This is a genomic window from Desulfurivibrio nitratireducens (assembly GCF_044068515.1).
Classification (GTDB): domain Bacteria; phylum Desulfobacterota; class Desulfobulbia; order Desulfobulbales; family Desulfurivibrionaceae; genus Desulfurivibrio.
Genome location: NZ_JBIPKI010000011.1, coordinates 24707 through 39307 on the forward strand (window position 1 = coordinate 24707; position 14601 = coordinate 39307).

General features: G+C 52.4%; 11 protein-coding genes and 1 pseudogene. 8 read left to right on the forward strand and 4 right to left on the reverse strand.

Annotated features, from left to right (window positions below; all coding sequences use genetic code 11):
• Positions 1–39 precede the first annotated feature (39 nt).
• The 7 genes and pseudogenes from ACHHTY_RS05045 (at position 40) to ACHHTY_RS05070 (ending at position 8830) form a co-directional block, all read left to right on the forward strand.
• Complete coding sequence (locus ACHHTY_RS05045; protein ID WP_395493002.1) at positions 40–2421, forward strand: ABC transporter substrate-binding protein; 2382 nt, start codon at positions 40–42, stop codon at positions 2419–2421.
• Positions 2422–2621: 200 nt separating this feature from the next.
• A pseudogene (locus tag ACHHTY_RS12065) lies at positions 2622–3843 on the forward strand (S9 family peptidase); the annotation flags it as partial.
• 276 nt (positions 3844–4119) lie between these two features.
• Entirely contained in the window at positions 4120–4740 is a 621-nt protein-coding gene (locus ACHHTY_RS12070; protein WP_462346276.1) for a prolyl oligopeptidase family serine peptidase, read from the forward strand.
• A gap of 322 nt (positions 4741–5062) precedes the next feature.
• Positions 5063–6007 carry a cation diffusion facilitator family transporter gene (locus ACHHTY_RS05055; protein ID WP_395493003.1) on the forward strand — a complete coding sequence of 315 codons (945 nt, stop codon included), beginning with the start codon at positions 5063–5065 and terminating at the stop codon, positions 6005–6007.
• A 102-nt stretch (positions 6008–6109) separates the two neighbouring features.
• Entirely contained in the window at positions 6110–7984 is a 1875-nt protein-coding gene (locus ACHHTY_RS05060) for a SpoIIE family protein phosphatase (RefSeq protein WP_395493004.1), read from the forward strand.
• A gap of 52 nt (positions 7985–8036) precedes the next feature.
• Positions 8037–8414: an STAS domain-containing protein gene (locus ACHHTY_RS05065; protein WP_395493005.1), complete on the forward strand. Its 378-nt coding sequence runs from the start codon at positions 8037–8039 to the stop codon at positions 8412–8414.
• 20 nt (positions 8415–8434) lie between these two features.
• A complete protein-coding gene (locus ACHHTY_RS05070) occupies positions 8435–8830 on the forward strand; it encodes an ATP-binding protein (protein WP_395493007.1) in 396 nt (131 codons plus the stop codon).
• Between the two features lie 72 nt (positions 8831–8902).
• On the opposite strand, the gene ACHHTY_RS05075 is transcribed toward ACHHTY_RS05070, so the two are convergent.
• Positions 8903–9595: a M48 family metallopeptidase gene (locus tag ACHHTY_RS05075; protein ID WP_395493008.1), complete on the reverse strand. Its 693-nt coding sequence runs from the start codon at positions 9593–9595 to the stop codon at positions 8903–8905.
• A 943-nt stretch (positions 9596–10538) separates the two neighbouring features.
• Between ACHHTY_RS05075 and ACHHTY_RS05080 the strand changes: the two genes are divergently transcribed.
• On the forward strand, positions 10539–10898 hold the full coding sequence (locus ACHHTY_RS05080; RefSeq protein ID WP_395493009.1) for a hypothetical protein: 360 nt from the start codon (positions 10539–10541) through the stop codon (positions 10896–10898).
• 110 nt (positions 10899–11008) lie between these two features.
• Here the strand turns inward: ACHHTY_RS05080 and ACHHTY_RS05085 are convergent, their stop codons facing one another.
• The 3 genes from ACHHTY_RS05085 to ACHHTY_RS05095 all read right to left on the reverse strand — a co-directional run bounded on the left by ACHHTY_RS05085 (position 11009) and on the right by ACHHTY_RS05095 (position 14324).
• On the reverse strand, positions 11009–11380 hold the full coding sequence (locus ACHHTY_RS05085) for a hypothetical protein (protein ID WP_395493010.1): 372 nt from the start codon (positions 11378–11380) through the stop codon (positions 11009–11011).
• Positions 11381–11850: 470 nt separating this feature from the next.
• Positions 11851–12846, reverse strand: coding sequence for a helix-turn-helix transcriptional regulator (locus ACHHTY_RS05090; RefSeq protein WP_395493012.1), 996 nt, complete (start codon positions 12844–12846; stop codon positions 11851–11853).
• Positions 12819–14324 (reverse strand): DUF2779 domain-containing protein, encoded by a 1506-nt coding sequence (locus ACHHTY_RS05095; protein WP_395493014.1) that lies wholly within the window; start codon positions 14322–14324, stop codon positions 12819–12821. Before ACHHTY_RS05095 ends, ACHHTY_RS05090 begins: the two co-directional genes overlap by 28 nt.
• Between the last annotated feature and the right edge of the window lie 277 nt (positions 14325–14601).

The window sequence follows — 14601 nt, forward strand, 5'->3', positions numbered from 1 at the left end:
GAGAGTGGGTAAAATAATAACGAACAGGGATAACGAATAATGAAATCAGTATGTGCGTTGATGGGTCTGTGGCTGGTTTTCCTCATGGTTGGTTGCCAATCATCATCTTCTTCGGAGCCGGTGACGATGGTCAAGGTAGGAGCGGTCCTGCCGCTGGATGGTCCATGGTCTTCGTGGGGAGAAAATGCCAAAGTAGCGCTGGATCTCGCGGTGGAATCGGCAAACGATTATTTGCAGGATGATAATCTGCAACTGGAACTCGTGGTGGAGAACAGCCACAGCGATGCCGGAAGTGCTTTGGTTGCCCTGCAGTCGCTCCACGCCAAGGGTGTGCGTGCGGTTGTCGGCCCCATGAACAGCGACGAAGCGGCGGCAATGGTTGGTTACGCCAATGCAAATGGCATGTTGCTCGTGAGCCCGTCCAGCACCGCCGCTTCCCTTGCTCTTCCGGACAATCTGTTCAGATTGGTGCCAAATGACATCAATCAGGTTGAGGCGCTCAGCGCTCTGGTGGAAAGCCAGAACTTCACCCGCCTGCTTCCGGTTTATGTCGATGATCCTTATGGCAGAGACTTTGAGCAGCTAATGCACGCCAATTCCAGTGGCATTGAAGTGCTTGACGCCATCAAGTATGAAGTACAAACAACTGATTTCGCGCCGGTGGTCGGCAGTATCACATCGGCAGCTGCCGAGCTGGATCCTGAAACCACCGCCATCCTGTTCATTGGTCGTGATTCCGACGCCGTCAAAATATTCTCCAGCGCCGGCATTTCCAGTCCGCTTGCCGACTTCAAGTGGTTTGCTACCGATTCGATTATTCGTGAAGCAACGATTTTAAACTCGGCGGAAGCCAAAGCCTTTGCCGCAAAAGTAAATCTCGAAGGATACACCTTTTCATCGGAAGCAACTACCCCCGTCGTTTCCACCATGATGGTTACCGGAATGATGGCGGCCAAGCTGGGCACGACGCCATCACCTGCCACTTTGGGGGTTTGGGATGCCCTCTGGTATATCACGGAAGCCTATCGCCTGAATCCCAAGGCTGGCATGGCCGAATTGATCGAAAACTTCAAATCCGTAGTCAATAAAAGTGGCAACTTTTCCTCGCAAATGACCCAACTGGATGACAATGGTGATATGGTGCCAGTCCGGTACGCCCGCTTTGCGGTTGAAGAGGGGAGTAGCGGCATACGCTGGAACCTCAAGGGAATGTTCATCAAAAGCATTAATGTGGGGACGTTGATTATTCCGGCTACCGCAATTCCCACGCATGCAACAGGGGATGCTGTCATTGGGGTGCTTCTGCCGCTGACCGGTGCCAGTGCCGAAGCCGGTTGGGGCGCAGAGCAAGCGATCAACCTGGCGCTTAAACACGCCAACGACTATTATCAGAAGTCCTTGGGGGTCAACATTGATTTCAAGGTGGAAGTGCGTGACACGGCCGGCAATCCCGCCACTGCTCTTGAACAGTTGCAAGCTTTACACGCTCTTGGCATCGAGTTGGTCATCGGCCCGATCTACAGCGGCGAACTGGCCGCCGTGCGTGCCTACGCCCAGGCAAACAACATCGTCATTATCAGCACCACCAGCACTGCACCATCCCTGGCCAGATCCGATGACCGGATCATGCGCCTTACACCGGATGACACACGTCAGGCCAAAGCCCTATCACGCCTGATAACGGCTCAGAACAAGCAGAATGTCGTGCTGATATATCGTAATGATACCTACGGCCAGGATTTCTTGACAGCATTCACTGAAATATTCGAAGGGAGTGTTGTCGATAGCTACAGCTATGAACCTGATGCAGCCAATTTTTCCCCTGTTCTCGATCAGGCCTCAGCCAAGCTGGGAGAGATAGCAGCCCCCGCCACCACCGCAGTACTAGTTGTCGGTCTCGATGAAGTCACCTTACTGCTGGAACAGGTCCAAACAGGACCATTGACGGAGGTACGGTGGTACGGTACCGACGGCATCAGCCAAACCCGAACATTGCTCGAGTCGCCCGTTGCGGTGGCCATAGCGGAAAAGACCCAACTGACCTGCTCGATCTTTGACGTTGCGGCGCTGACTTACTTCTTTCCAACCCAGCATGTCCTCGAATCAAAGCTGGCTCCGCTGCTGGGCGGAGCTTCAACCTGGAACGAAATCAGCGCCTACGATGCGCTGTGGATCAGTGCCAGTGCTTTCGCCATGACTGGTCCCACTGCCGCTTCCGATGAGCTCTGGGCGTATCTCAATAATCTCTCGTTTATCTCAGGCATTAACGGTTACATATTCAACGAATATCATGACCAGACAATCAGCCTCTTTACTTTTTATACCCCCAGGGAGACCGGCAGCGGACCGGTCTGGGCAGCGACCGCCTACTATCGCGACTATTTTGTTGCCTCTGACAATCTTGAGATCATAGGTGAATAGTCGGAAGCGGCCCTGTTTCGATACATTAAGGAATTCACGTGAAGATTGAAGTAGTTTTGATGGAAGAGAAGACCGATGATCGCTAAGAACAGTATCTGCTTCATCCCGAGACCTGGTTTTTCGGATCTCACCTGTAGCGATGAGATGTGAGCAAAAGCGAAAATGGAAAAAACATGACCCACCATGGCACTAAAATTTTCATGAAGTTTCCGGCAATTCTGCTTTTTCTGGTCTTCCTCACGGCCTGTTCGTCAGGTGATTCACCCTTTGCGGAAACAACCCCACTGACTGCTGAGGCGGTGGGGCAAACTCCGCCGGTTGCAGAAAAACGGCTCTATGATGTGTACGCGCCAGGCGGCACACGATTGGATGAATATTACTGGCTGCGCGATGACACGCGCCAAGACCCCCAGATGCTTTCCTACCTGAATGCAGAGAACGCCTATACCGATGCGGTTATGGCTTTGCTGGCCGGTTTTAAGGATGAGCTCTACGAGGAAATGGTTGGACGGCTGCAGCAGGATGAAGCCTCTGTGCCGTACCTCTACAAGGACTACTGGTACTACAGCCGTTATGAAGAGGGGAAAGATTATCAGATTCATGCGCGCCGCAAAGGGAGCATGGACGCTCCTGAAGAGATCGTGCTCGACATCAACGAGCTTGCCCAAGGCTACAGTTATTACAGTATAGATTACTTCAAATTAAGCCCGGATCAGAAGCTGCTTGCCTTTGTCGAAGACAGCGTCGGCCGCCGCCAGTATAAGCTGCGCATCAAGAACCTGGAAACCGGAGCCATCAGCGACACCGGAGTTTCCGGCATATCCCACTCGATCGCCTGGGCAGCAGACAATGCCACCATTTTCTATATCTGGAACGATCCGGAGACATTGCTGAGCACCAAGGTGAAATCTCACACCATCAACACCGACGCTGCCACCAATCGGCATGTATGTCGGTCTGACCCGTTCGGAAGAGTACATTTGCATTTATAGTACCAGCACCCAGTCTGACGAACAACGCTGTACAGAGGCAAACAACCCCGGTGGGTTTAATCTGATTGCCGAGCGCGGTCTCGACTTCAAGTACCAGGCCGACCATCTTGACGAGCGCTGGGTGGTGCACACCAATTGGAATGCCGCAAATTTCAAGCTGATGACCTTTGCCGACGGCATCTGGAACGGGCGTGAGCAATGGGACGTCTTGGTTCCCCACGATCAGGCGGTGCTGATCACAGGGTTTGAGCTGTTCAATACCTTTATCGCTATTGACGAGCGTTTCAATGGCCTTACCCGCATCCGGCTGCTTTCCAACGCAGGGGTTGAAACCATTGTTGCCGCAGAAGAACCGGCATATCTTATGGAGCTTAACGTCAACCGGCAGCCAGATACCGACTGGGTGCGCTACAGCTATACCTCACTGACAACTCCTACGACCATCTATGAGCTGGACAGCGTCAACAATGAGCTCCGCATGCTCAAGGAAGCTCCGGTGCTTGGTGGTTTTGACAAACACGATTACGTGACTGAGCGGCAATGGGCCACTGCGCGTGATGGCACACTTGTTCCGGTATCCCTGGTCTATCGCAAGGGGTTTGTAAAAGATGGCTCCGCCGCACTCTTGCAGTACGGCTACGGTTCATATGGGTTCAGCATGGAGCCCTGGTTTAATGGAAACATCATCAGCCTGCTTGATCGCGGCATGGTCTATGCCATTGCCCATATCCGCGGCGGCCAGGAGATGGGTAGACACTGGTATGAGGATGGCAAACTGCTCGAAAAGAGAAACACCTTCACTGATTTTATCGATGTCACCAATCATCTGGTGGGTCAGGGGTATGCGGCTCCGGATCGGATCGCCGCCATGGGGGGGAGTGCCGGAGGTCTGTTAATGGGCGCCATCGCCAATATGGCGCCATCAAGTTACCGGGTGATTGTTTCACAGGTGCCCTTCGTTGATATCGTCACCACCATGCTTGATGAATCCATTCCGCTGACCACCAACGAATTTGACGAGTGGGGTAACCCGCAGGATCCAGTCTACTATGATTACATGCTGAGCTATTCCCCCTACGACCAATTGCACGCGGCCTCCTATCCGGCAATGTTTATCGGCACCGGCCTGTGGGACTGGCAGGTACAGTACTGGGAGCCGGCCAAATACGTCGCCCGCCTGCGCGACCGGCGTAGCGACAACAACCTGCTGGTATTACGTACCCAGATGGAGGCGGGGCACGGAGGGATTTCCGGACGCTTTCAGCGTTATCAGGAAGCAGCGGAGTATTATTCGTTCATGTTGAATCAACTGGGATTGCAAGAGTAAATCGTTAGCGGCATTGTTGCCGGTTGCGCCGTCTCCCCGCCGGGTATGACTACAATCTTGGTGCCGACATACGTGACAGTGAGTTTCTTGCCATCATTGCAGGCGGCAGCCTGCTGCTCTTGAAATCCCTCTGTCTGAGGATGGCGATGGTGCGTTTCTCTTCTATCCGGTCTACAGATATGGTCAATATCTGGGAATGGTTTACACGATCAAACTGAAAAATTGAAATAGGCGTTATCGGCACGGTGATCAGTAAGGTAGTAACCGGAGTTCAAGTATGAACTACCGTCAGCTTTGAAGCTCCGAAAAAGGTGCGTATTGCGTGAGTTTGTCAACTGGAAATAGCGACGGTAAATCAACAAGCCTAGACAGCCAGGAATATGCCGATCTAAAAAAATACATTTTCTGGTTGATTGCCACCCTGGCGCCACTAACGGCAATCAACATCGCGATAGCAATTCTCAGTGACTCGCTGACAATATTCACCATTGCCGTGGAGAACGCGGCCAGTCTGATCCTCCACAGCTTCAATATGGCCGCGGTCATCGTCATCCAGCGCCGCAACTCCTTCAATTTTCCCTACGGCACAGGAAAACTCGAAAATTTCTCGAGCTTCTTATACTCTATAATTGTCATTCTGATCACCATGGTCATCATTAACTCCGCCCTGAATCGTTATCTTCACCCACCCGCCACAATCAACTTAGGGCTGGCTCAAATAACGTTGGTATTGGCAATACTCCGCGCCTGGGTAATGGTGGCCTGGGCGTCACGCCTGTGCCGCAGATATTCTGACCATTCTCCGATGACGCACTCATATTACGTCGATCTCAAGCTCACCCTGGTCCTCAACCTGTCTGTTTCTGCCGGTCTTTTGTTAGGACTCTGGTTATTCTCAGAGGGACAGATTCAGGCGGCAGTGACGGTTGACCTGATCATCGGCCTCTCGGTGGTGTTGTATATGTTTTATTGTGCCATCGGCCTGCTGGTGAAGAACTTCAAATCGTTGATAGATCTGCCGCTGCCGGAGGGGGATCAGCATAAGATCCTGAAAGCTCTGGTCGCAGATTTCGATACCTACGAGGGGATCGGCAACTTTTATACTCAGCTCAGTGGCAGCACCCGCTTTGTCCAGATGGAGTTGTATTTCAAAGAGACAACGACCGTAGAAGAAATTGAAAACCTCCGCATAAGACTTGAAGAGAGGTTGAGGGTACATTTCAGCAAGCTGGTATTCCACCTGATCCCGCTTATTCAGAAGCCATAATTGGGCTATTCTCAAGAAAATACCTGACGTTTATGACTACAGTCCTGGTGCCGACACAAATGACAGATGGCAAAATATTTTTCGGGCCGGAAAACCGTTTGAATGAAAAAGGATAAGGTACAGATGAAATCCATCAGGGCCAAGATGCTGACCTGGTTTGGTGCAACTCTGGGGATTCTCATGCTCGTTTTCGGGTTTATCACCTATTCCAACATCAAGGGTACCGTCATCCCGCTGACTCAAGATCTGAGCCAGGAGATTCTAAAAGCCAGATCAGCGGAAGTAGGCCGACTGATACAGGGCTACCTGAACGAAGTCAAAGTGTTAGTCGGAAGTGATCTTATCCGCTCCGGAAACCTTGAAACCATCGGCCAGGATCTGCTTAAAAATGCTGAGGAAATCAATCCGGATTTCGAGATGATCCTCTTTGCCGATACCCGTGGAGAATATATCACCAACACAGGTGACAGGGGCAATGTTGCCGACCGCGACTACTGGGTAAGCATCATGGAAAACGGCGCATCCCATGCCATCAGCGACACCATGATCTCCAAAGCAACCAGCCAGAGCGTTTTTGCCCTGGCCCATGCCGTGACCAATGAACAGGGAGAGCGAATCGGCATTGTTGCAGCCACGGTGACCCTTACCACCCTCTCGCAGATCGTACAGTCAATCAATATCGGTCATAGCGGGATCAGTTGGATCGTAGACAGCAGTGGCCTGCAGGTGGCGCACCCGGACCCTACGCTTACCATGAAGCTCAACTTTCTGAAATCATCGGCCGCGGGCTACCAGGGACTGGAAGCGATCGGTGAGAAGATTATCCAGGGTGAGGCCGGACAGGGTCTCTATGTCCGGCCAAACGGCGAACGGTTTATAGCCATCTTCAACCCCATTCCCAACACCCCCGGCTGGAGCTTCGGCATCGCCATGCTGCACTCCGAATTCATGGAGCGGCCAGAAAAGCTGATCAGCAACATCGCCTGGCTGATGGTAGCTATGCTTCTGGCCATGCTGCTGGTTATTGCTCTGCTCTCCGGCAAAATCAGCGCCCCGGTCCTGCTTCTTAAAAAAGGTGTCGCTGAGGCCAGCACTGGGAATCTTGACCACCGGCTGGACATCCACACCGGTGACGAGATCCAGGAGCTTGCCGATGCCTTCAACCGGATGACCGGTGACCTGAAAGAGCATATCACTCGCCTGACCGAAACTACCGCCGCCAAGGAGCGAATTCAGAGTGAGCTGAAAATAGCCACCGATATTCAGGCAAGCCTGCTGCCCAGAATCTTCCCCGCCTTTCCCGAACGTCCCGAGTTCGATATTTTCGCCGCCATGGACCCGGCCAAGGAGGTCGGCGGGGACTTTTATGATTTCTTCTTCATTAACCAAACCAACCTCTGCTTTCTAATCGCCGATGTCTCCGACAAGGGGGTTCCTGCGGCCCTGTACATGATGGTGGCAAAAACCCTTCTCAAGTCTGAAGGGCAGCGGCTGGGGGAGCCGGACCGCATCCTGGCTGCCGTCAACAACATCCTGGCAGAGGGCAACGACAGTTGCATGTTTGCCACGGTTTTCTGTGCCATCCTCAACACCGAAAACGGAGAGGTCCGCTTTGCCAACGCCGGACACAACCCGCCGCTGCTTATTGACGCACAGGGCATACACTACCTTGCCATGAAATCCGGATTTGTCCTCGGCCCCATGGAAGATACTGTCTATGAAACCGAGCGGCTCGTAATGCAGCCGGGGGACACCCTGTTTCTCTATACCGATGGCGTAACCGAAGCTGCAAACCTTGAGAACGAACTGTACGGTGAAGCACAATTGCTGAACTCGCTGAAGCAGAAACAGGGAGAGCCGCTTGCATCCATCCTTCAGCTCATCCGGGCCGAAGTCATGAAACATGCCAATGGCGCAGCGCAATCAGACGATGTTACCATGGTGGCAATAACCTACCGGGGCAGACCGGAAGCTTAGGCTACCACGAATCGAGATGTTTCTTGCTGCACGACTGCCCTGCGGATGTTTCATGGCATCACCCGTTCAACATATCCAAAAAATGGAGCGACCAATGAATATTCAGACAAAAAAGGAAGCAAACGTAACCGTAGCAACGATTACCGGCAGGCTGGATGCCGTTACGACATCTGAGTATGAAAAGAGAATAAATGAGCTGATTGCCCAGGGGGAAATTGCGTTTATCCTCGATTTCGGGGGTCTCGACTACATCAGCAGCGCCGGGCTGCGAGGGTTGCTTACCACAGCCAAGCAGCTCAAGGCTAAAGGGGGGCAGGTTCGTTTTGCCAATGTGAAGGGAGCAGTCAAGGAAGTCTTCGATATATCGGGTTTCGGCACGATCTTCCCGATGGATGACTCGGTAGCGGCGTCTCTGGCGACCTTTTCCTGAATATCATGAACTTATGCACAATGAAATTTCCGGCTGTCCTGGAAAATCTCGCTTTAGCGACCGAGTTTGTCGAGGAGTGCGCCAACCGTAGCGGCCTTGACCAGAGAAAAAAATACGCTCTTGCGCTGGTTCTGGAAGAAGCGTTCGTTAATATCTGTAGCTATGCCTACCCTGGCAGCGCAGGGGACGCCGAAATTTCTTGCGGGGAAGACGGCGGGGTCTTTGTGCTGGAAATTGCGGACAGCGGTAACCCTTTTGACGTTTTGTCCCTCCCCGATCCGGATACAAAACTGGGCATCATGGAGCGAAAAATCGGTGGACTTGGGGTTCATCTTATCCGCAAATTGTCGGATAGCGTAAGCTACTGTCGGGAAAACGAGCGGAACGTTTTAAGGATGAAATTCAAGCTCGAATAGAGCTTTCCAGCTTCGTTCATCCGTAACCTCCTTAACGTAGCAGGGCTGGCTCACCGCGAGGTAAGAGAGTCATCACGGCAGGTTGCGGACCCGGTCGATCCTGTCGGGAGTCCCGGGATGGGTGGCGAAAAACCCGCCGCCGCCGCCGCTCCCGGCCGTCTGCTCCAGCCAGGTCAGGGTGCTGACCATCATGCCCTTGCCGTCCAGATTGATCCTGCGCAGGAGTGTAACGCCATGGCTGTCCGCCGCGTACTCCTCGCGACGTCCGTAAGCCCGAATCGCCAGGTCCCCGGCAATCGGGGTAAACTGGCCGCTACCGGGAAAAATCTGATCCAGCAGAACCGTAGCGATATTCAACCCCGCCCCCATGGTCTGGGCCGTGGCGGAATGGCCGAGATCATCATGGGCAATCTCGTGGGCCAGGATCGCTTGCAGTTGCTGGTCATTGGCCCGATTCAGCAGTCCCGTCGTGACAATAAACTGGCCGCTGCCGGCGCTGCCGGCATTAATCTGCGGGTCATCAACCACCACGACCTGGACTTGCCCCGCCGGGATCGGGCGGTTCATTACCTGGAGCAGGGGGATCATTAGCCTCTGCAACCTCTCCGCCTGGGCTGCTTCGATCCTGGATTGCGTGGCTGTCCCGGTCGGCTGAGGGGCCGGAGCGGGAGACGTAGGAATTCCGCCAAGTGCTATGCAGCCGGCAAAGCTGGCCAGCAAAAGGCCAATCAGCACAAACTTGATTGCTACTACCGTCTTATTCATCCAAAATCCCCCAGAGGCTGACCATGAGAACTTCCAGCCGTCAAATGAGTTTTCCGCCGGTGCAGGGCAGCCAGAGTCTCCCCCCTTGGCATGGAGTTCTGAGCCAAGCGGGGATAGTGGGCGGACTCTTCTCCCGGCTCGTAAACCGCTATGTCCAGCATTAAAGGCCAACGGAGCGACAAGCAATCTTTTTTGCCGGTCCTGACAAAAAACAGGGGCTACGACAGCCTGTCTAACCGGTAAGCACAACGGGCTGCAATTAATTATGTCGCGACGACGGCAGGCTTGTCAACCCAAATAACCGACCGAAAACTCAACCGAATTGAGGCAAATGTCCGGGCCGCGCGGCGGCGTTATCTGCAGGATTCCGGCAGTATCAACCTGCTTGAGAATCCTGGTGATCCGGACTGCGCTGCAACGCGTATTTTTGCCTGAGCCTTTTGAGAGAATTATACTGAAAAATTTACCTTTGGCGCGTCTGCCTGTTAGGGGAGCTTCCGGGAGCAAAGACAGCATGGCAGGAATGGAAAATTCGTAAGCATAGGGGTTAGTGGGCATGGTATATTGGCCGCATGCAAGTTAGCGACCCTGCTTACATAGGTTTTTGCAAAAAAAAAGGCTCCCCGGCGCAAACCGGGAAACCCTTGATTTTAGGTGGTGGAGGTCATATTCTAACTAATTATGCTTCTTATTGATATCATAGATTATTTTACAACTCCTTTTTTTCTCGTACCCCTAAAAGTACCCCCAAAGCCAGCAACTGATTTTTTTGCGATTTCCCAGACAAGAGGGCAAGTACCACCTGGCATCGCTGGTTGTATGTCCTGTTTGGCCTGCCATAACAGCAGCGGTGATGATAAACCACATTAAAATCGCTGCCGGTTAATTGAGCCAAGAGAGCAAACCCCAGCTACCGGCCGCATCCTGCTAGACGAGGTGAAAAATGGAATGGATTGAAAAATTCATCAATTTCTGGTTCCGGACAGCCGCTATCATTTTTTCCACCGTGGTGGTGATTATCTGCGCCCTGTTGGTGGCCACCAATCTCTGGTTGGTGCCGCTGGGACTGGGGATAATCGCAGTGATCTTCTGGCGACGACAATTGGCTGATGATCAACCAAATCGTCCTCCGGACCTCGTAGATACAATCGGCCAAGGGGTGACCTCCCTCCTGGCTCTGTTCGCCACTGGGATCGGATTATTCATTGCTCTGGCAGTTCTGGCCGGTCACCCTTGGCTGATCATCTTCGGCCTGATCTCCTTCTGGCTGTGGCGCAAGGTGCGCAACCCGGCGCGAGGCTGATCAAGGTTGGGAAACTTTCATGATTAAGGGTTCTCCTTCGCCAGTGGATGGTTGGCCACCTTGGCACCCTGTTCGAAAATTGGGGACCACCTCTTCGTGCCGTTAGGCACCTATATCTCGTTCAATGCAAGCAATATTGCAGCCAGTTGCTGAGTATTGCATCTACTGGTTGTATTGTAAAGCACTGTTGAACTCGTTCCTTTGCAAATGTTATTGCCAGATAAATTATATAAGACCCTAGAGCTAGTACCTTCTCGAATATCATTCCCGCTGATATTCAGCAAAACGGCTGATGATGTACCTTTTCGAATGTTATTTCCGCTTACATTCAGTACTGTTGTGGAGCTGGTCCCCTTATTAATGTTATTGCCGGACAAATTATATAAGACCCTAGAGCTAGTACCTTCTCGTATATCATTCCCGCTGATATTCAGCAAAACGGTTGATGAAGTACCTTTTCGAATGTCCATAGCTTCCTCCATTTAAAGGATAAGTCAATTCCCCCACTTGTCATTTCACACGCCTAACATTTAGCATTTTATCGGTAAGCCCAGCTCAGTGTTCCGGGCGACGAACAAAGTCGGCACCACTCGGCCTTGGGCTTCAAATGCCCAGCCCTGTATATGCGACATATTTTAAACTTGCACCCTAATCCGGTGTCAACTTAATGTACAGAGATAGTATCACCAAGCAAATCTAGTTTAAGCGCACTACCGTTTTGGGTTGTGGAGTTGCCCCAATAAAACCGGACACCTTTGCTCTCCGGGCTGTTAACCGGGTTGCTGCAGGGAACGAGGTTGATCCTCCTGGCAAAATTGACCAGGTCCCGGGCAGATAATTTTGGCAGTATCAGTCAGCCACTCAAAAGAGCGTCCGCTTCAAATGGGGTCAACTACTTGTGTCAGATTGTTTTATCTATTTGTGCAATGTTTTTGGAGCAGGAGGCCAACTTTCAATAAACCTTTCCCATCCTCTGGATCGCATCAATTACTGCAATGCGCAATTTGGGGGGAGAAAGGATTTCTATTTCGTCACTCTGGGAAAGAATCCACCAGTGAAGTTGCCAGGTGTGAGCGATAGTGCAAGTCAGCATACAATCTTTTTTACGCTTCTTAATAATCATGTCTTCCGCCAAAGGGGTCTCCTGCAACAATTTTGCCAGGGAGAGGGAGACAGAGGCACGCAGGCGGATAAATTCACCATCGCCAAAGTGAAGGGCTCCCGAACCGATGTACTTATCCAGGGAGAAATCCTTGGGTCGCCGGCATTTTACCCCAGTCATATGAGCGGCGTTTATTCGGTGCAGGGCATAGATGTAGGCATAGTCATAATCATAGGCAGTGGCTACCAGATAGGTGATCGGGCCCCGCTGCACCAGGCCCAAGGGGTGGATTGTCTGAGTATTGGCTTCTTCCCTGCTAATAGAATGATAAACGATTTCCAGCTGTTCATCCTCCAACAAAGCTTCCTGTACCGTTGCAAGGATCTCTTGGTCAATCTTGGGCGGGAGAAGAGTAAGGGTGGGGGAAACCACCCTCACCTTATCGGCCCAACTGCTCATCCGGTTGTCCGCCATGGCCTGGAGTTTCCGCTCTGCAAGTCTAAAGCGTGGAGTTAAAGCCCGTAAAATTGAGGCGGGCAACAAAGGCTTGAGAAAGTCCTCCAGCAATCGTGTGGACATGGCCTCCGCCAAGGTGAGACCTGGTAGGTCGCAGTGAGCGTCTGGTGACCAGTACCAGCCATAGGGAGTGCCCCGGTCATTGCATTGAATGGGAAACTGGATCAAGAGTTCGTTCAAGTCCCGCTCCACCGTTCTCTTGCTTACCTGGAAGCCTTCCTGGGTCAATTTTTCCGCCAACTCACGGGCAGATTTGCCTGGAGGCCGGGAGGGCAAAAGCTTCAGCAGTTCCCATTGGCGGGCTATGGCCTGGTGGATTTTCGCCGGCATGATGCTGAGGCCTCCATGAAAAAGTGAACCAATCGGACCAGGGCCAAGGTGTCCAGGCCGCAATATTCAACAAGCTGACGGCGCAGCTGATTGCGTCGCCGAACCTTGGTCTCCGGTCGCATTATTTCCTGGAAAGCCTCTTGGGCCATAAGTCCGTCGGCGACCGGTAGATTGCTGTAGTCCAGATCAGGGGCGATGGTTGGCAACACCGCCTTCAAAGACCATGAACCACGCATATCCGGATGATAATAATATTTTTTGGTTATGGGCAACAGATCGACCAGCCGTTTCATAACCTTCTCGATAGCCGGGGCCAGATCCGGATACTGAGAGGCCAGGTTTTTTAACCGGCTCTGTTCGAAAGAGGAATAAACGAAGATCGGCCCCATCTTGCCCACAGCCGCGAGAAGATTTTCGGTCAACTCCCGGCATGGGTTGTTTGCGCCGTCAGCCAGAAATGAATGCTCCCGCAATTTACCACCAGCCCGTTTTTCCACATGGCAGGACCACTGGAAGGGAATCTGGGCGTAGGGACTTGTCCCAATCCAGAACGGGATAGCAAACTGCATCGTTTCAAAATCGAGATAATAGCGGGGATAAGGCAAGCCACCAAGTATTTCGCCAGCGACCGGATCGATTTCAGCTCGGTTTGCGATCAGCGTTCGGCGGATTCGCTGCTGGACCGGGTTATTAAGTTTTTCCGGCGGGACATCTTTTAAGCTGGTAAAGCCGGATTCCCTCAGCATTGTTACCAAACTACCGGCTCGTGGCAATACCTGAAGATCGCATGGCCTAAGCTCTGCAATCGCGTTGGGTTCGCAGTGGGTAAAAAACGGACAGGCAAAGGGCTGGCGGCACTGTACACCGGTTTGCACCCTTGGTTGTACGGTCTGGCCCAAAGTGCGTTGAGCATCACTCACCCAGGTCGGTATCGCTTTTCGCCGATCTTTTACTTCAGAAGTGATATCGCTCAAGGCGAACAGCCCATGCCAGTTATCCCCGCCCGGATAAATATAATCCCTGTTCAGGTGGCAGATTTCAACCCGGTGCAGACGGACCCCGGCTTGACGAATCACCCAGGCTTGAACAGCAGCATCGTCATAGTGATATTCCTTAACCTCGTTAGCAGCCTTGACCTCCGCCATCCGGTAGCCGTTCCCTGCAGGATAAAGAATATCTGCCTGAACCAGGACCTGTTGATGACTGAAAGTGGCTTCAAAAAGCGGCCTTCTCGGGCGCAAAGCCAGGGCGGCATCAGTTTCCCACCGAGCCTGCTTGAGATCTCCTTCGGGCATCAGTAGGCCATTGGGGAATAAAGTCCGGGCAACCTCCCCTACCCGTCTACCAGTCGCCATCATTTCCGTAGCCGCTTTCTCGACCACCGCCAACTCTGGCCGATATACCTGCAACCACAACCGCCGGGGGCACTGGCGATGAATAATGATCCGAGATTTGGAAAGCCCAGGATGTCTGGTCATGGCTCAATTTCCGGTTGCTGATTGCATGATTCGTTGAGTCTACTCGTTTTAAAGAAATTATAACAAAGCATCAAGTCATAATGCGTCGCGGCCGAACAGTTCCGCAAAACAACAATTAAGAAACTCAAATGTGAATAGCATCGCCAACACAGCGTATTATCTCCCCGACTTTTTTGCGACATTTTTTGTCGCATTGCCATGGCAAACTGTTGGTGGAGACATAAACAACGCCCTGCTCGTCTGGTGTATTCGCCTGACAACTTGGGGAAAAATGGCT

Coding starts and splice junctions, on each gene's coding strand:
- ACHHTY_RS05045 (WP_395493002.1), top strand. CDS start 40: ATGAAATCAGTATGTGCGTTGATGGGTCTGTGGCTGGTTTTCCTCATG.
- ACHHTY_RS12070 (WP_462346276.1), top strand. CDS start 4,120: ATGGTCTATGCCATTGCCCATATCCGCGGCGGCCAGGAGATGGGTAGA.
- ACHHTY_RS05060 (WP_395493004.1), top strand. CDS start 6,110: ATGAAAAAGGATAAGGTACAGATGAAATCCATCAGGGCCAAGATGCTG.
- ACHHTY_RS05065 (WP_395493005.1), top strand. CDS start 8,037: ATGGCATCACCCGTTCAACATATCCAAAAAATGGAGCGACCAATGAAT.
- ACHHTY_RS05070 (WP_395493007.1), top strand. CDS start 8,435: ATGAAATTTCCGGCTGTCCTGGAAAATCTCGCTTTAGCGACCGAGTTT.
- ACHHTY_RS05075 (WP_395493008.1), bottom strand. CDS start 9,595: ATGAATAAGACGGTAGTAGCAATCAAGTTTGTGCTGATTGGCCTTTTG.
- ACHHTY_RS05080 (WP_395493009.1), top strand. CDS start 10,539: ATGGAATGGATTGAAAAATTCATCAATTTCTGGTTCCGGACAGCCGCT.
- ACHHTY_RS05085 (WP_395493010.1), bottom strand. CDS start 11,380: ATGGAGGAAGCTATGGACATTCGAAAAGGTACTTCATCAACCGTTTTG.
- ACHHTY_RS05090 (WP_395493012.1), bottom strand. CDS start 12,846: ATGCCGGCGAAAATCCACCAGGCCATAGCCCGCCAATGGGAACTGCTG.
- ACHHTY_RS05095 (WP_395493014.1), bottom strand. CDS start 14,324: ATGACCAGACATCCTGGGCTTTCCAAATCTCGGATCATTATTCATCGC.